Source organism: Stenotrophomonas indicatrix, from assembly GCF_050573115.1.
Lineage (GTDB): Bacteria > Pseudomonadota > Gammaproteobacteria > Xanthomonadales > Xanthomonadaceae > Stenotrophomonas > Stenotrophomonas lactitubi_A.
The window spans coordinates 279,358-296,909 of sequence record NZ_JBNYZT010000005.1; the positions used below are offsets into that span (position 1 = coordinate 279,358).

Annotated in this window: 14 protein-coding genes; 7 read left to right on the forward strand and 7 right to left on the reverse strand. The window is 66.3% G+C overall.

Annotated elements, in window-relative coordinates; genetic code table 11:
• Positions 1–80 precede the first annotated feature (80 nt).
• The 5 genes from ACQ5SA_RS14085 to ACQ5SA_RS14105 form a co-directional block, all read right to left on the reverse strand.
• Positions 81–275, reverse strand: a complete 195-nt coding sequence (locus ACQ5SA_RS14085; protein WP_088101408.1) for a hypothetical protein — start codon at positions 273–275, stop codon at positions 81–83.
• 68 nt (positions 276–343) lie between these two features.
• Entirely contained in the window at positions 344–2,122 is a 1,779-nt protein-coding gene (locus tag ACQ5SA_RS14090; RefSeq protein ID WP_499314543.1) for an ABC transporter transmembrane domain-containing protein, read from the reverse strand.
• Positions 2,115–2,711, reverse strand: coding sequence for an IMPACT family protein (locus tag ACQ5SA_RS14095; RefSeq protein ID WP_499314545.1), 597 nt, complete (start codon positions 2,709–2,711; stop codon positions 2,115–2,117). The genes ACQ5SA_RS14090 and ACQ5SA_RS14095 overlap by 8 nt, the downstream gene beginning before the upstream one ends.
• A gap of 34 nt (positions 2,712–2,745) precedes the next feature.
• Positions 2,746–3,735: a hypothetical protein gene (locus tag ACQ5SA_RS14100; protein ID WP_499314547.1), complete on the reverse strand. Its 990-nt coding sequence runs from the start codon at positions 3,733–3,735 to the stop codon at positions 2,746–2,748.
• The gene (locus ACQ5SA_RS14105) at positions 3,732–4,250 is read right to left on the reverse strand and encodes an RNA polymerase sigma factor (RefSeq protein WP_218946912.1); all 519 of its coding nucleotides are present in this window, start codon (positions 4,248–4,250) and stop codon (positions 3,732–3,734) included. The genes ACQ5SA_RS14100 and ACQ5SA_RS14105 overlap by 4 nt, the downstream gene beginning before the upstream one ends.
• Before the next feature lie 247 nt (positions 4,251–4,497).
• Between ACQ5SA_RS14105 and ACQ5SA_RS14110 the strand changes: the two genes are divergently transcribed.
• Entirely contained in the window at positions 4,498–7,344 is a 2,847-nt protein-coding gene (locus ACQ5SA_RS14110) for a bifunctional diguanylate cyclase/phosphodiesterase (protein ID WP_499314549.1), read from the forward strand.
• 19 nt (positions 7,345–7,363) lie between these two features.
• On the opposite strand, the gene ACQ5SA_RS14115 is transcribed toward ACQ5SA_RS14110, so the two are convergent.
• Together ACQ5SA_RS14115 and ACQ5SA_RS14120 are read right to left on the reverse strand one after the other, a co-directional pair.
• Positions 7,364–7,957: an LOG family protein gene (locus tag ACQ5SA_RS14115; protein ID WP_089240478.1), complete on the reverse strand. Its 594-nt coding sequence runs from the start codon at positions 7,955–7,957 to the stop codon at positions 7,364–7,366.
• Between the two features lie 168 nt (positions 7,958–8,125).
• Complete coding sequence (locus ACQ5SA_RS14120; protein WP_499314551.1) at positions 8,126–9,622, reverse strand: aminotransferase class III-fold pyridoxal phosphate-dependent enzyme; 1,497 nt, start codon at positions 9,620–9,622, stop codon at positions 8,126–8,128.
• Positions 9,623–9,868: 246 nt separating this feature from the next.
• Between ACQ5SA_RS14120 and queA the strand changes: the two genes are divergently transcribed.
• From queA to fabV, 6 genes are all read left to right on the forward strand, one after another.
• The gene (gene queA, locus ACQ5SA_RS14125) at positions 9,869–10,900 is read left to right on the forward strand and encodes a tRNA preQ1(34) S-adenosylmethionine ribosyltransferase-isomerase QueA (protein WP_499314629.1); all 1,032 of its coding nucleotides are present in this window, start codon (positions 9,869–9,871) and stop codon (positions 10,898–10,900) included.
• A gap of 140 nt (positions 10,901–11,040) precedes the next feature.
• Positions 11,041–12,171, forward strand: a complete 1,131-nt coding sequence (gene tgt, locus ACQ5SA_RS14130; RefSeq protein ID WP_499314553.1) for a tRNA guanosine(34) transglycosylase Tgt — start codon at positions 11,041–11,043, stop codon at positions 12,169–12,171.
• A gap of 136 nt (positions 12,172–12,307) precedes the next feature.
• Positions 12,308–12,652, forward strand: coding sequence for a preprotein translocase subunit YajC (gene yajC, locus ACQ5SA_RS14135; protein ID WP_089240484.1), 345 nt, complete (start codon positions 12,308–12,310; stop codon positions 12,650–12,652).
• Between the two features lie 61 nt (positions 12,653–12,713).
• The gene (secD, locus tag ACQ5SA_RS14140) at positions 12,714–14,570 is read left to right on the forward strand and encodes a protein translocase subunit SecD (protein WP_181392978.1); all 1,857 of its coding nucleotides are present in this window, start codon (positions 12,714–12,716) and stop codon (positions 14,568–14,570) included.
• A gap of 15 nt (positions 14,571–14,585) precedes the next feature.
• A complete protein-coding gene (gene secF / locus ACQ5SA_RS14145; RefSeq protein ID WP_089240488.1) occupies positions 14,586–15,566 on the forward strand; it encodes a protein translocase subunit SecF in 981 nt (326 codons plus the stop codon).
• 681 nt (positions 15,567–16,247) lie between these two features.
• Positions 16,248–17,507: an enoyl-ACP reductase FabV gene (gene fabV / locus ACQ5SA_RS14150; RefSeq protein ID WP_230111355.1), complete on the forward strand. Its 1,260-nt coding sequence runs from the start codon at positions 16,248–16,250 to the stop codon at positions 17,505–17,507.
• The last annotated feature ends 45 nt before the right edge of the window (positions 17,508–17,552 follow it).

Genomic DNA, 17,552 nt, shown 5'->3' on the forward strand with positions numbered 1-17,552 from the left:
ATGGTTGGTCAAAAAATGACCAACCTTTTTTGATGGAGCCAACGGCGGGGCGGAACGTGGCTCGGCGCTACAGCGGACCGCTAGATCGACAACCGGACTTCACCGCCGCTGGTGGTGAACTCGCGGCCGTTGCGCACCAGCTGGCGGCCGTCGTCGAGTTCATAACGCGGCGTCGTCTCGGAGCCATGCCCGCTGCCGCTGGCCTCGGGCTTGAACTCGATGATGATGTGGCTTTCGCCATTGCTGTCGACAGCAGGGAACTGACGGAACGACATGATTGACTTCCTCCAGTGGTTCTTCGAAACGCCGTCAGAGTGATCCGGCCGGTGTTAGGCGGCCGTCATCAATCGATGAACTGCAGGCGTGCAAGCTCGGCATACAGGCCGCCTTCAGCCAGCAGCTCCGCATGCGTGCCCTCGGCCACGATGCGGCCGTGATCCATCACCACGATGCGGTCAGCCTTCAACACGGTCGCCAGCCGATGGGCGATGACCACCGTGGTGCGCCCGGCCATCAATCGTTCCAGCGCCTGCTGCACGCCATGCTCACTCTGCGCGTCCAGCGCGCTGGTGGCCTCGTCCAGCAGCAGGATCGGTGCGTCCTTCAGCAGGGCGCGGGCGATCGCCACGCGTTGCTGCTGGCCACCGGACAGGCGGGCACCGCGCTCGCCCAGTTCGCTGTCGTAGCCCTCTGGCAGCGCACGAAGGAAGGCGTCAGCCTCGGCGGCGCGGGCTGCGTCTTCCACCTCGGCATCGCTGGCCTCCAGCCGGCCATAGCGGATGTTGTCGCGTGCGCTGGCGGCGAACAATGTCGGCTGCTGTGGCACAAGCGCAAGCTGTGCGCGAAGCGCGGCCGGATCGACGTCGCGCACATCGATGCCGTCCACGCAGATGCGGCCGGCGGCCGGATCGTGGAAGCGCAGCAGCATCGACAGCACCGTGCTCTTGCCGGCGCCTGACGGGCCGACCAGAGCAACCGTTTCACCCGGTCGCACGTGCAGGTTGAAATGGTCCAGTGCGGCCTGGTCCGGGCGCTGCGGGTAGTTGAACACCACGTCATCGAAGTGGATTTCGCCACGCAGCGGTTGCGGCAGCGCGCGCGGCTTGGCCGGCGCACGGATCTCGATGTCTTCCTGCAGCAGCTCGCCGATGCGGCCCATGCCGCCGGACGCGCGCTGCAGTTCGTTCCACACTTCGGCCAGCGCACCGACCGAGCCGCCACCGATCAGTGCGTACAGCACGAACTGGCCCAGCGTGCCGGCGCTGAGGCGCCCGTCGATGACGTCGTGCGCACCCAGCCACAACACGCCGACAATCGCGCCGAACACCAGCAGGATGGCGCTGGCGGTGACCAGCGACTGCGCACCGATGCGCCGACGGGCGGCACGGATCGCATCGCCCAGCGCATGATCGAAACGGCCGCGTTCATAGGGCTCGCGCGCATGCGCCTGCACCGTGCGCACCGCCCCCAGCGTTTCGCTGGCCAGGCTGTTGGCATCGGCGATGCGGTCCTGGCTGCTGCGCGCGATGGTGCGCAGCTTGCGCGCGCCGATGATGATCGGCAGCACCGCCAGCGGGATGCCGAGCAGCGACCAGGCGGCCAACCGCGGGCTGGTGACGAACAGCATCGCCAGGCTGCCGACCACGGTGACGCTGCTGCGCAGCGCCACGGACATGGTCGAGCCGACCACGCTGCGCAGCAGTTCGCTGTCGGCGGTAAGGCGCGAAACCAGTTCGCCGCTGCGGCTGCGGTCGTGGAAGCCGGCGCCGAGCTGGATCAGGTGCGCGTACAGGCGGCTGCGCAGATCGGCCACGACCTTCTCGCCGAGCAGCGAAACAAAGTAGAAGCGCGCGGCCGTCGCCAAGGCCAGTACCACAGCGACCAGCATCAGCAGCGCAAAGGCACGGTTGATCTGGCCACCGCTGCTGAAGCCGTGGTCGATCATCTGCTTCACGGCAGGCGGCAGGCTCAGGGTCGCTGCCGAAGAAACGGCCAGGGCCAGCAACCAGGCGCTGAACAATCCGCTGTGGCGGCGCACGAATGGCCACAGCGTGCGCAGGCTGCCGAGGCGGCGCAGCGGCGGGGAAGCCGGGTCGGTAGCCGGTGCGTCCTTGTCAGTCATCGAGGGGGTCATCTTGGATACGGATACGATCACGGGTGGCGTCGCGCAGGCGGATTTTCAATGCGTCGACCTGGTCTGCGGGCAATTCCACCCGCAATCTCACGCCATTGGCATCGAACTGTTCATCGCGCTTCTCGGCGGCATGGGCGGGCAGGGCGGCGTGCAGAGCGCCCAGATCCTCGAATCCGGCCAGCAGCTGCAGCCGCGCCATCGCCACCAATGGCAGGCGCGGCGCCGTGCGCAGGCATTCGGCAGCCGCGCCGCCGTAGGCCCGGACCAGGCCACCAGCGCCCAGCTTGATGCCGCCGAACCAGCGGGTGACCACCACCATCACACGGTCGAAGCCTTGGCCATCAATCGCCGCCAGGATCGGTCGGCCAGCCGTGCCGGCCGGTTCGCCATCGTCGCTGGAGCGATAGTCCTGGCCGTGTCGGTAGGCCCAGCAGTTATGGGTCGCATCGACCACGGCCACGGCCCGCAGAAATGCCATGGCGGCAGACGCACTCTCGATCGGCGCGGCATGCGCGATGAAGCGGCTGTGCTTGACGTCCAGGGTGTGGCTGACCGGTTGGGCGAGGGTGTCGGGCATTCCCTTCATTCTACGGGCTTGCCGTCGAGGTGCTTCAGTCGTCCAGCAATGGCCGCACATCCTTTGGCAGGCGTGCCTCTGGATAGGTCTGCAGGTAGCGCTCCAGGCTCGCCCGGGCCAGGTCGCGCTGGCCGGCATCGCGACGCTCGCGGATCTTCTGCAGCCATTGCCGGCGTGGCAGCCCGGCATCGGCCAGTACTTCGGCCTGTACGTCCGCCGCGCTGAGCCCTGCGTCACTGGCACGGCGCATGACACCCGGTGCGATCCTGCCGGCCGCGTCCTGCTTGGCCGCGTTGGGCGCGATGCGGTCTTCGGCGATGGCCTGTGCGGAGGACATTGATTCCGCCGTCGCCGCAGTGGCCTTGCGCGCCCTCATCGCGGCGGCAGGAGCCGCAGGTGCGGCTGCAGGTGCAGGCGCCGAATAGGCTTCCGGTGCGGGTGGCGCTGCCGCAGGCATCGCAGGCGAGGCAAAGGCGGTGTCGGCTGCGGGCGCAGGTGGCGGTGCCGGCGCCATCATCGGGGCAGGCAACTGCCGAGGTTCGGCGGGCGCGGGTTTCGGCACGTCTGCGACGGCCGCTGCCGAAGCAGGTGCTGCCTCAGCGGCCGCAGGTGCTGGTGCTGCTGTCGGTGCAGGTGCCGGTTCGGCGGCCGCGACATCAGCGGCCGCGCTGTCGGAGGCCATGCCTTCGGCGCTCGCATCGGCTGCCATTTCCTGTGCAGCCGGCGCGGTGGCAACCGCCTCCGCAGGCGCCGACGGCGGCTCTGGACGCATCTGCCAAGCAATGCCAACGGCAAACACCGTCGATGCGGCTACGCCAAATACGGCCGGCCAGCGGCGGCGCGGGCGCAGCGTGCGCGGTGCCGCCGGCAGCGGGGTCGCCTCAGGGGCCGGCGCCTGCACGGCCGCACGCGCAGCGGCCAGGATCGCCGCGTCCAGCGCCGGTGGAGGGCCCTGTTCGGCGCGTCGCCCAAGCAGGCGTGCCAGCTCGCGTTCTTCCGGCGTCAGTGGATCATCTCGGTTCATGCGTTCAGTCCCGCACGCAGCTTGTCCATCGCATAGCGCAGCCGCGATTTCACGGTTTCCCGGCCAACGCCGGTGATCTGGCCGATCTCCTCCAGGCTCAGTTCCTGTTCCAGCCGCAGTTGCAGCACTTCACGCTGTTCTGCGGGCAGTTCTTCCATCGCCAGTTGGATGCGGCGACGTTGTTCGAATTCGGACAGTTCCGCTTCCGGGGTCTGCCCATCCTCCAGCGCGGCCAGACGCAGGTCGGCATCTGCCGGTGCAGCAGGGCGATGGCGGGCGGCACGCCAGTGGTCGTTCAGGCGGTTGTGGGCGATGCGGAACAGCCAGGTGCTGAAGGCCGCGTCGGCCTGCCAGCCGGCCCGCGCGCTGATCACCCGCTGCCAGACGTCCTGGAACATCTCCTCGGCCAGCGCGGTGTCGCGCAGTTGCCGCAGCAGGAAGCCGAACAGGCGCTTGCGATGACGTGCATACAGGCTTTCAAACGCGTGCACGTCACCGGCGGCCCAGGCCAGCATCAAGGCTTCATCGGTTGGCAGGGCGCTGGCATCCACGCCGTACAGGGTAAGCCCTGCAGGCGGTGGCGCATAGCCGGCGATGGCGTGGGACAGGGCGACGGTCACGGCGGGAATCGGGAGAGGATCGACAGGAAAAACGCTTGAGGGCACGTTTCGGGGTTACCGGGCTTCCATTGCCCCCCGGGTGGCGCGTTATGCTCGGTAATTCAGGGGAGGCGGCGCTCAGGCGGCGCCAAGAGAACGTCATTTGTCCACCGAAGCCGACCGCGCGCTGGAAGCGTCAAACAACGAGCTCGTGCTGAGCGCGGCGCTGGTGCGCGCGTTGCATGCGCTGCTGCCGGAAACGGCGGTCGTGCGCGTCGGCTGGGACGATCCGCAGCTCGGCAGCGGCCGGGGCGGTTGGCCGATCGGCGGCGACGACGAGGACATCTGGCAGCCGCTGGCCGACCACGCTGAAGGCCGCCACGGCTGGGAGTACGACGGCGCCCGGCTGCTGCTGTCGGTGCGCGGGGCGACACCTTCCCCGGCCTGGTGGGGACTGTCCAGGCAGGCGATGGAACTGGCTTTGCAGCGCGACCGCCAGGCGGGCCAGATCAAGGCGCTGGAACAGGCCGAGCGGTTGCAGCAGGCCTTGTTCCAGATTGCTGACCTGGCCGGTGCCGACCTGGAAATGGGCGAGATGCTGCGCCATGTGCATGGCGTGCTGGGCACGCTGATGTATGCAGAGAACTGTTACATCGTCGAGTACGACGATGTGCGGGGGCAGATCCGCTTTCTTTACTTCGCCGACCAGCTCGACGATTTCATTGCCGACCCAGCCCATAGCTATGACGCCAACGAAATGCCGCATAGCCTGACGGTGGCATTGCTGCGGCATGGTCGCCCGCTGAGCGGGCCATCGCGCGAGCTGCTGGCGCGGGTGGACCAGGAGCACGACCCGCAGCGCGGCCCGGAAAGTCTGGACTGGCTGGGCGTGCCGATGCTGCGCGATGGTCGCGTGTGCGGTGCGATCGTGGTGCAGAGTTACGAGCATGCGGCCCGCTACGGCGAGGCCGAACGGGCGTTGCTGGGCTTTGTCGCCCAGCACGTGCAGACCGCGATGGACCGTCGCCAGGCGCAGGTGCGGCTGGAGCAGCAGGTGGAACGGCGCACGCTGGAGCTGCAGCGGGCAAACCGCAGCCTGCAGGATGAAGTGGTCGAGCGCCGCCGTGCCGAACAGCTGCAGACGGCGCTGTACAACATTGCCGAAATGGCGATGTCGGCCGACAGCCTGGCGCAGTTCTACGGGCAGGTGCACGGTGTGGTCGGGCGGCTGCTGGACGCACGCAATTTCTATATCGCGCTGGTTAATGCCAAGGGTGATGGGCTGGATTTCGTCTACTCGGTCGACGAGCACAACGCGAGTCGTGCACCGCGCGCGTTCAGCCGTGGCCTGACCGAGTATGTGGTCCGCCATCGTCGGCCCTTGCTGGCCTCGCGTGCGCAGATCGATGCGCTGCTGGAAACCGGCGAGGTACGCGAATCCGGCGCGCGTTCGCAATGCTGGCTGGGGGTGCCCTTGCTCCGCGACGACGAAGTGGTCGGCGCGATCGTGGTGCAGAGTTACACCGAGCAGATCGATTTCAGCGTGCATGACCAGCGCCTGCTGACCTTCGTCGCGCAGAACATCGGCACTGGTCTTGCGCGCCAGCGCGACCAGCAGCGCCTGCGCTCGGCACATGCCGAGCTGGAAAAGCGCGTGGAAGAGCGCACCCGCGAACTGGCCGAGGTCAACGACAAGCTGCTGGGGCAGATCGGTGAACGCCTGCGTGCCGAGCAGCGACTGACCCACCAGGCCATGCACGACGCGCTGACCGGGCTGCCCAACCGCCTGCACCTGCTGGACAGGCTGCAGGATGCGCTGGCCCAGGCCCGGCGCGAAGGCGGCCCGGTGTTCGCGGTGCTGTTCCTGGACCTTGATCGCTTCAAGCTGGTCAACGACAGCATCGGCCACGCCGCCGGCGATCGCATGCTGGTGGAGGTAGCCAAGCGCATCGTATCCATGGCGGGTGACACCGACGTGGTGGCGCGCCTGGGTGGCGATGAGTTCGCCGTGCTGCTGCACTGTCCGGAGGGCCTGGCGCAGGCCCTGGATTTCGGCCAGCGGTTGTTGCTGGCGCTACAGGAGTCGATGTGGATCGCCGGTCGCGAGCTGTTCCCCTCCGGCAGCCTGGGTATCGCCCTGTGGAACCCGCGCTACCGTACCGGCGAAGAGCTGCTGCGCGATGCCGATGCAGCGATGTACCGGGCCAAGGCCCAGGGCCACGACCGCTGTTCGATTTTCGACGAGGAGATGCGCGAGCAGGCGCTGCGCAGCCTGGATCTGGAAGCCGACCTGCGACGGGCGATCAACAATCGCGATTTCGTGCCGTTCTACCAGCCGATCGTTCGCCTGTCCGACGGCGAGGTGGTCGGCCACGAGGCCCTGTTGCGCTGGAAGCATGAGCGCCGTGGCCTGTTGCTGCCGGGCGCGTTCCTGGAGCTGGGCGAGGAAAGCGGCCTGATCGAACAGGTCGACTGGTTGATCTACGAGCAGGTCATCGCCGGCCTTGCCGATGGTGGGCGTGGCTATGTGTCGGTCAACGTGTCGCCACGGCATTTCCGCTCTGCAGAGTTCAGCGGGCGGCTGTATGGCTTGCTGGAGGCCTGCAACGCGGATCCGCGGCGGCTGCGGCTGGAGATCACCGAGGTCGCGCTGCTCGACGATGGTCCGCATACGCTGCGCATCCTGAAGGGGCTGCGTGAACGCGGCATCCAGGTGCAGCTGGATGATTTCGGCACGGGCTTCTCGGCGCTGTCCTACCTGCACCGTTTCCCGATCAGCACGTTGAAGATCGACCAGAGCTTCATTGCCGGCCTGCACGGGCCGGAGGCGCAGAGCACGCGCGCGCTGGTGGAGGGCGTACTGTCACTGGCGCGCACGCTGGGCATCGAGACCATCGGCGAAGGCATCGAGACCGAGGCGCAGCGTGACACGCTGTTCGAGCTCGGCTGCGACTACGGCCAGGGCTACCTGCTGGGCCGGCCGGCACCGTGGACGCGCGCGGCGGCCTGAGCCACCGCGCACACCGACTTCAACGCAGCGCCGCGCGGCGCTTCTCGTCGATCCACTTCGAGGCCTGGGCCGGCTGGTAGTTCTTCATCCAGGTCAGCATTTCCTCGATATCCGAGCCGTACCACAGGTCCTGGCGCTGCTCGGGGTGCAGGAAGCGCTCCTCCACCATGCGATCGATCATGCCGATCAGCGGCGCGTAGAAACCGTCCACATCAAGGAAGGCGCAGGGCTTGTTGCCGATGCCGAGCTGGCGCCAGGTCAGCATCTCGAAGATCTCTTCCATGGTGCCGAAGCCACCGGGCAGGGCGACGAATCCATCGGACAGATCGAACATGCGCGACTTGCGCTCATGCATCGAACCGACGATCTCCAGCTCGGTCAGGCCGCGATGGGCCACTTCCCAGTCGGCCAGCTGGCGCGGAATCACGCCGGTGACCTCACCGCCGGCGGCGAGCACGGCATTGGCCACGGTGCCCATCAGGCCGACATTGCCGCCGCCGTACACCAAGCGCATGCCGTCGCGGGCAATGCGATCGCCCAGCGCGATGGCGCGTTCGGTGTAGACCGGCTTGCTGCCAGCGTTGGAACCGCAGTACACACAGATCGACTTCATGGATCTTCCTGTCTTGGCCGGAAACGAAAACGCCCCGCGGTCGACCAGTGAAGCCGGTCGCAGGGCGGGGTGTCCGGGCAATTATGAGGCCTTGCGCTTGCTTCCAGTAGAGCCGAGCCACGCTCGGCTGCTCTCCGTTCAGACCGCGCAGACGCCCATAGGGGGCCGTTACGCAGCGGCAGCCTGTTCGCGGCGGGGGCCTTCACGCAGGGCACGGCCCACCATGCCCACCAACAGGTCCAGCTCGTTGCTGTCCATGCCGAAGTGCGGGGTGAAGCGCAGCGAATTCTCGCCGCCGTGGATCACGTTGATGCCGTGCTGACGCAGCCATTCCTCGGTGGAATTGGCGCCATAGCACTTGAACTGCGGGGCCAGCTCGCACGAGAACAGCAGGCCGGTGCCCTGCACCTTGGTGATCAGGCCGCCCAGCTCGTTCTTCAGCTGCTCCAGTTTGCGAACCGCCTCGGCGCCGCGCTCGGTGATCGCCGCACGGACCTGCGGGGTCAGCTGGGCCAGGGTGGCGCAGGCCACGTCCAGCGCACGCGGGTTGCTGGTCATGGTGTTGCCATAGATGCCCTTGCGATACAGCTGCGCGGCGTGATCGGTCACTGCCAGCACCGACAGCGGATACTGTGCAGCGTTCAGCGCCTTGGAATAGGTTTCCATGTCCGGCGCATCCAGGCCTTCGAAGCCCGGATAGTCGACCACCGACAGCACGCCGTGGGCGCGCAGGCCTGCCTGGATCGAGTCCAGCAGCAGCAGGCTGCCGTGGGCGCGGGTCAGTTCGCGGGCCAGCGCGTAGAACGCCGGCGGCACGGAGCGGCCCGGGTCACCTTCACCCATCACCGGCTCCAGGAACACCGCTTCGATGAACCAGTTGTTGTGCGCGGCATCCTCGAACACCTTGCGCAGGCCGGCTTCGTCGTAAGGCGCGACGGTGATCACCGACTCCTCGCCACGGTAGCTGGCCAGGTGCTGCATGTAGGTCTTGCGGCTGGAATCGGAATACAGCGCCGGGCGGTCGGTACGGCCGTGGAAGCTGCCCTTGATGACTACGCGCTTGATCGCCGCACCGGCGTGGCGGGCGCCCGGGTCGGTCTGCAGCTTGGCGTTGACGTCGGCGATGCGCGCGGCCAGACCAACCGCTTCGGAACCGGAATTCAGGCACATGAAGCGGGTGAACGGACAGCCGCCACGACGGTGGCCGATCTCGGCCCGCAGCGCGGTGATGAAGCGCTGCTGGGACAGGCTGGGGGTCATGATGTTGGCCATCACCTGCGGCCGTGACATCGCCTCCATGACCGCATCGGGGGTGTGGCCGAAGCCGAGCATGCCGTACCCACCGGCGTCGTACAGCACCGCGCCCTTCAGGGTCACCACCCATGGGCCGCGTGCGGCCAGCGCCACGTACGGGGTTACCGCATCATCGGCGTAGAAATTGACGAAGCCGTCCTGCATGGCATCGATCTGCGCCTGCTCATCCTGTGCCAGCAGCGGCCCCAGCTCGGCCTGCACGCGCGCGAATTCGGCAGCAGCGGCATCAATCGCGGCAACCAGTTGCGGGTGGTTGGCGGCGAGGGCGGTCAGGGTTGCGTCATCCAGGCCGTTGGTGAGGCGGGTGCCGGGCTGGGCGCGGAGGGGGGCGAGGCGTTCGATGAAGCTCATTGCAGATCTCCTGAAACGTTGGGTCGCACGGGCCTTCAAAAGCAAAACGCGCGTCTTTACGCGCGCTTGGGGCGGGCTCGTGCAGCGGACTTCCTCGTCGATGCTAGCACTTGTTTTTTTGCGCGATAACCCCGCAAAAGACTGCTGCATAGCAGCATTTTGCGCGACGTTCGAGGTCCGCTGCGCCGGCTCGCAGACGCTGGACGTACAATGCGCGCCATTGTCGACCTGTTGCCGTCCACTGCCTTGAAGAAGTCCGATTTCCATTACGACCTGCCGGCCGAACTGATTGCCCAGGCACCCTTGGCCGAACGCTCGGCGAGCCGTCTGCTGCTGGTACCGGCGGCTCCTGCTGACTTCACCGACCTGCAGGTGCGTGACCTGCCGTCGCTGCTGCAACCGGGCGACCTGCTGGTGTTCAACGACACCCGGGTGATCCCGGCGCGCCTGTTCGGGCAGAAGGCCAGTGGCGGCCGCGTGGAGATCCTGATCGAGCGCCTGCTCGGTGGCCAGCAGGCGCGGGCCCAGGTGGGCGCGAGCAAGTCGCCCAAACCCGGCAGCCGGATCGCGCTGGACCCGGGTGGCGAAGCCGAGGTGCTCGGGCGCGATGGCGAGTTCTACGTGCTGCAGTTCCATGTGCCCGAATCGCTGGAACAGTGGCTGCTGCATGCCGGGCGCCTGCCGTTGCCACCTTACATCCAGCGCGAGCCGGGCGTGGATGATCGCGAGCGCTACCAGACCGTGTTCGCCCGCGAAGTGGGTGCGGTGGCGGCGCCGACTGCAGGTCTGCACTTCGATGAGGCGCTGCTGGCGGCACTGAAGGACAAGGGCGTGGAGTTCGGTCATGTCACCCTGCATGTGGGCGCAGGCACGTTCCAGCCGGTGCGCGCCGACGACCTGAAGGACCACGTGATGCACCGCGAGTGGCTGAACGTCGGTGCCGAGCTGGTGCAGCAGGTGCGACGCACACGTGCGGCCGGCGGCCGGGTGATCGGCGTGGGCACGACCGTGGTGCGCGCGCTGGAAAGCGCGATGCGCGATGGTGAACTGCTGCCGTTCGCCGGCGAAACGCAGATCTTCATCACCCCGGGCTACCGGATCCGCAGTGTTGACGCGATGGTGACCAACTTCCACCTGCCCGAAAGCACGCTGCTGATGATGATCTCGGCCTTTGCCGGCAAGGAGCGCGTGTTCGAGGCTTACCAGCACGCGATCGAGCAGCGCTATCGCTTCTTCAGCTACGGCGACGCGATGCTGCTGTTCCCGCAGGCGGGGTAGGGCGCCGGCATTCGCTTGTGGTGGGTGCGTACCGTTGGTGCGCACTTGCGGGCCATCCACCGGGCGTGGCCCTGCGCTGCCGGAGCAGGAAAGGTGGTTTTGGGAGACAATGGGCGACTATTTGCCCGAACGACCGCTCCATGTCCCGATTGCAGTTCCAGCTCCAGACCCGTGATGGCCGCGCCCGCCGTGGCCGCCTGACCTTCCCGCGTGGCACGGTGGAAACGCCGGCCTTCATGCCGGTGGGGACCTATGGCTCGGTCAAGGGCATCCTGCCGGACCAGGTGCGGGCACTGGGCGCCGAGATCATCCTCGGCAACACCTTCCACCTGTACCTGCGGCCGGGCCTGGACATCATCGCCGACCATGGCGGCCTGCACGGCTTCTGCCGCTGGGATGGCCCGATCCTGACCGACTCCGGCGGCTTCCAGGTGTTCTCGCTGGCCCATCGCCGCAAGATCACCGAGCAGGGCGTGACCTTCGCCTCGCCGACCGACGGTGCCCGGGTGTTCCTGGGCCCGGAAGAGAGCATGAAGATCCAGAAGGTGCTCGATTCGGACGTGGTGATGATCTTCGACGAGTGCACGCCGTACCCGGCCACCGAGGACGTCGCCCGCCGCTCGATGGAGCTGAGCCTGCGCTGGGCCCAGCGCAGCCGCAACGCGCATGACCAGCTCGGCAATGACGCGGCCCTGTTCGGCATTGTCCAGGGCGGGGTGCACACCGACCTGCGCAGCCGTTCGGCCGAAGCCCTACAGGGGATCGGCTTCGACGGCTATGCCATCGGCGGCCTGGCCGTGGGTGAGCCGGAAGACGAGCGCAACGCGATGCTCGACCATCTGGACCCCGAGCTGCCCGCCGACCGTCCGCGCTACCTGATGGGCGTTGGCCGCCCTGAAGACCTGGTCGAGGGTGTCGCACGTGGCGTGGACATGTTCGATTGCGTGATGCCGACCCGCAATGCCCGCAACGGCCACTATTTCACCTCGTTCGGCACCGTCCGCATCCGCAATTCACAGTACGCGCGGGACATGGACCCGATCGAGCCGGGCTGTGGCTGCGTGGCCTGTGCCGGCGGCTATACCCGCTCGTACCTGCGCCATCTGGACCGCTGCAACGAGATGCTGGCGCCGATGCTGGGCACCCAGCACAACCTCTTCTATTACGAAAAACTGATGGCCGACATCCGCGCGGCCATCGAGGCGGGAACCTTCCTGGCCTTCCGCGAGTCTTTCTACGCAGCACGCGGGGCAGTAGTGCCGCCCCTGTAAACCCGCACCACCCCCTGCCAAACGGCCCAAGGACGAATGCCCGGGGCCGTGGCATACTTCAAGGCTGACCCAGATCCGCGGTCGACACCTCGTGCCCGTGAAACGGCCGAAGCGCCGCCCAACCAAAGGACCAACAATGAACCTGCTTGCCTTCCTGATTCCCGCCGCCCACGCCCAGGCCGCTGGCGGCCAACCGCAGGGCATGGGCCTGACCACGCTGCTGTTCCCGATCATCCTGATCGCCATCATGTACTTCCTGATGATCCGCCCGCAGATGAAGCGGCAGAAGGAGCACAAGTCCATGCTGGAGAAGATCAAGCGCGGCGACGAAGTGCTGACCAACGGCGGCATCGCCGGCAAGGTCACCGATATCGGCGACAACTTCGTCACCGTCGAAGTGGCCGAGAACGTGCGCATCCGCGTGCAGAAGGGCGCTGTCGGCAGCGTGCTGCCGACCGGCACCCTGGATTCGGCCAAGTAAGCCACTCCCTTTCTGAAGCACAACCGCGGCGCCGGGGATGGCGCCGCGCGGGACCCAAGCAATGCTCGAATTTCCACGCTGGAAGTACGTCGTCATCGTGATCGTACTGGCGCTCAGCGCGCTGTACGCACTGCCCAACATCTACCAGAAGGACCCGGCCATCCAGATCACCGCCAACCGTGGCGGCCAGGTCGACGATGCGCTGCGTGACCGTGTGCTGGCCGACCTGAAGAAGGCCGGTGTCACCACGCTCGGCGCAGAGAAGGAAGGGGACAGCCTGATCGTCCGCCTGTCGGACCTGAAGTCGCAGTCTGCTGCCAGCGATGCGCTGCGTGACAGCGTGGGCGAGAACTACACGGTGGCCCTGAACCTGGCCTCGACCGTGCCGGACTGGCTGGCCAAGCTCGGCGGTCGCCCGATGGTGCTGGGCCTGGATCTGCAGGGCGGCGTGCACTTCGTGCTGCAGGTCGACCAGAAGGCCGCGCTGGACAAGCGCCTGGATGCCTACACCGAAGACGTGCGCAGCACCCTGCGTGATGCGCGCATCGCCTACCAGTCGGTGGAGCGTCGTGCCGACAACACCATCGTCGCCAACCTGAGCCCGTCGGCCGGCGAAGATGCCGGTACCCGTGCCCGCGCCGCGCTGGCCAAGGCGCAGCCGACGCTCGGCTACGACGTCAGCGGCAACCGCATCACGGTGTCCATTCCGGAAGCCGAGATCGCGCAGATCGCCAACGGCGCCATCGAGCAGAACATCAACACCCTGCGCAACCGCGTGAACCAGCTTGGCGTGTCCGAGCCGATCATCCAGCGCCAGGGTGCTGACCGCGTGGTGGTGCAGCTGCCGGGCGTGCAGGACACCGCCGAAGCCAAGCGCATGATCGGTGCCACCGCCACCCTGGAATACCGGGCAGTTGTGGAAGGCAATGCGCAGGACGCCATCGCTTCGGGTCGTATCCCGCCGGAAGCCAAGGTCTACCAGCGCCGTGACAACGGCGGTCCGGTGCTGCTGAACAAGCGCGTGATCGTCACCGGTGACCAGATGGTGGCCGCGCAGGCGGTGACCGACTCCACCAGTGGCACCCCGGCAGTCAGCGTGACGCTGAACAATGTCGGTGGCCAGCGCATGTTCGACTTCACCAGCGCCAACGTGAACAAGCCGATGGCGGTGGTGTACACCGAGCGCGTGCCGACCGTGACCGTCGTCGACGGTCAGGAAGTGCGTGGCTTCAAGGTCAACGAGGAAGTGATCTCGGTGGCCAACATCAACGGCGTGTTCGGCAAGAACTTCCAGACCACCGGTCTGCAGAAGAAGGAAGCCGAAGACCTGGCCAAGCTGCTGAAGTCGGGCTCGCTGGCTGCACCGATGGACTTCGTTGAAGAGCGCGTGGTCGGCCCGAGCCTGGGTGCGGAGAACGTCAAGAACGGCATCACCGCGGTGGTCTACGCGTTCATGTTCACCCTGGTGTTCTTCACCATCTACTACCGCATGTTCGGCCTGATCACCTCGATCGCGATGCTGTTCAACCTGCTGATCGTGGTGGCGGTGATGTCGCTGTTCGGCGCGACCATGACCCTGCCGGGCTTTGCCGGTCTGGCGTTGTCGGTCGGTCTGTCGGTCGACGCCAACGTGCTGATCAACGAGCGTATCCGTGAAGAGCTGCGTGCCGGCGTGCCGGGCAAGACCGCGATCGTGACCGGTTACGAGCGCGCTTCGGGCACCATCCTCGACGCCAACCTGACCGGCCTGATCGTCGGTGTGGCGCTGTTCGCATTCGGTACCGGTCCGCTGAAGGGCTTCGCGCTGACCATGATCATCGGTATTTTCGCTTCCATGTTCACCGCGATCACCGTATCGCGTGCACTGGCGACGCTGATCTACGGCCGTCGCAAGAAGCTCCAGAACGTGGCCATCTGACGGGACGACACGCACATGAAACTGTTTCCGCTGCACATCCTCCCGAACGATACCAAGATCGACTTCATGCGCTGGCGCCATGTCGCGATGGTCGTCACGATCATCGTGTTCCTGGCATCGATCGGCATCATCGGCTTCAAGGGCTTCAACTACGCTCTGGACTTCACCGGCGGCACCCTGATCGAAGCCCGCTTCGAACATGCGGTGGACGTCGAGGACGTCCGCAGCAAGCTTGAGCAGAACGGCTTCGACGGCGCCCAGGTACAGAGCGTCGGTGGCAACACCGACCTGCTGATCCGCCTGGCCCCGCACGGTGAGCACGCTCCGGGTACCGGTGGCGCGTCTGCCGAGGACAAGGCCACTGCGGCGGCCGTGGTCAAGGCGGTCTCTTCGGCCGACAACCAGGCCACCGTGCTGCGCAACGAGTTCGTTGGTCCGCAGATCGGCAAGGACCTGGCGATGAATGGCCTGTACGCCACCATCTTCATGCTGGCCGGCTTCCTGATCTACATCGCGGTGCGCTTCGAATGGAAGTTCGCGGTCACCGCCAGCATCGTGGCCATGTTCGACCTGATCGTGACGGTGGCTTACGTGTCGCTGCTCGGCCGTGAGTTCGACCTGACCGTGCTGGCCGGCCTGCTGTCGGTGATGGGCTTTGCGATCAACGACATCATCGTGGTGTTCGACCGTGTCCGTGAGAACTTCCGCAGCCTGCGCGTGGAGCCGATGGAAGTGCTGAACCGTTCGATCAACCAGACGCTGTCGCGTACGGTGATCACTGCGGTGATGTTCTTCCTGTCTGCGCTGGCCCTGTACATGTACGGCGGCAGCTCGATGGAAGGCCTGGCCGAGACGCACATGATCGGTGCGGTGATCGTGGTGTTGTCCTCGATCCTGGTGGCGGTGCCGATGCTGACCGTGGGCGCCCTGCGCGTGACCAAGCAGGACCTGCTGCCCAAGGCCAAGGACGTCGAAGCTCTGGCGCGTCGCCCGTAAGCCTCTGCTGCACGCAGTACACAGAGAACCCCGCGCAAGCGGGGTTTTTTGTTGGCAGGGCTTGCAGCCCTGCACCTGCTGCAATCAACGGCAACGTCAACAGCCGAAGCGGCATTCCGTGGGATGGCAGGGCACTGTGAGTTTGCGGGGACGCCGTAAACCCATCCATGGGGGCTTGGTCGCCGCATCCATGCGGCTCACACCCCGCAAACCCACAGTGCCCCGCCTTCGACAGGTTCACGCGGCTGTTGGTGGGTGCCGACCGTTGGTCGACACATCTGTCAGATATCGATACACACAAATGGGGTCAGATCCGTTTTCCTTCGGAAAACGGATCTGACCCCAAGAGCTGTTCCGACAGATCGCGGAAGACTGTCGAAGGCGGGGTGGGTCCGGTTGCGGGGGTGTCCGCGGCATGGATGCCGCGGCCAAGCCTCCATGGACGGATTCACGGCGTCCCCCGCAACCGGACCCACCCCGCCATCCCACAGGAAGCCAGCTTTTGACGTTGCTTCGGCTTCGGCAGGTGCAGGGTGCAACCCTGCAAAACACCACCACCCTACGGCAGCGTCGGTTGTGCAATCGGCCCCTGCGCACTACGATCCTGCGGTTCGCGCGCACACGCGTGCCCGTATTCCTGCTGAGCGCCCCGTGCGCCGCATCTGCCAACCCGAGGTCTTCATGGTCATCAAACCGCGCGTCCGCGGCTTCATCTGCGTCACTACCCATCCGACCGGCTGCGACGCCGCCGTCAAGCAGCAGATCGACTACATCCGTGCGCGCCCCCCGATCCAGAACGGCCCCAAGCGTGTGCTGGTGATCGGTGCCTCGACCGGCTACGGCCTGGCCGCGCGCATCACCGCCGCCTTCGGCAGTGGCGCGGCAACCCTGGGCATCTTCTTCGAGCGCCCGGGCAGCGAAACCAAGCCGGGCACCGCGGGTTGGTACAACTCGGCGGCGTTCCACAAGTACGCCGACGAAGCGGGCCTGTATGCCAAGAGCATCAACGGCGATGCGTTCTCCGATGAGGTGAAGGCGAAGACCATCGAGATGATCAAGGCCGATCTCGGTCAGGTCGATCAGGTGGTCTACAGCCTGGCCGCGCCGCGCCGCAAGCACCCCAAGACCGGCGAGATCATCAGCTCCACGCTGAAGCCGATCGGCGAGCCGATCACGCTGCGTGGTCTGGATACCGACAAGGAAGTGCTGACCGAAACCCACCTGCAGCCGGCAACCCCGGAAGAAATCGCCGGTACCGTCGCAGTGATGGGCGGTGAGGACTGGCAGATGTGGATCGACGCGCTGGCTGATGCCGGCGTGCTGGCCAATGGCTGCACCACCACGGCCTTCACCTATGTGGGTGAAGAGATCACCCAGGCGATCTACTGGAATGGTTCCATCGGTGCCGCCAAGAAGGATCTGGACGACAAGGTGCTGGGTCTGCGCGAGAAGCTGGCCAAGATCGGCGGCGATGCGCGCGTGTCGGTGCTGAAGGCAGTGGTGACCCAGGCCAGCTCGGCCATTCCGACCATGCCGCTGTACCTGTCGCTGCTGTTCAAGGTGATGAAGGCGAAGGGCACCCACGAAGGCTGCATCGAGCAGCTCGACGTGCTGTACGACATCCTGTACGGCGCCAAGGCCGATGGCGTAGCGGTTGATCGCCTGCGCCACGACCTCGTCGATGGCGATGGCCACACCGTCGCGCTGATCGATGAAGAAGGTCGCCTGCGCGCCGACTACAAGGAAATGTCGGCCGACGTGCAGGGTGAGGTGCTGGCGCTGTGGCCGCAGGTGACCAATGAGAACCTGTACGAGATCAGCGACCTGGCTGGCTACAAGGCCGATTTCCTGCGTCTGTTCGGTTTCGGTGTTGAAGGCGTCGACTACGAAGCCGACGTCAACCCGGACGTGAAGATCGACAATCTGGTCGATCTGACCTGATTGCCCTGAGGTAGTGCCGGCCGTTGGCCGGCATTCCGGATGTGG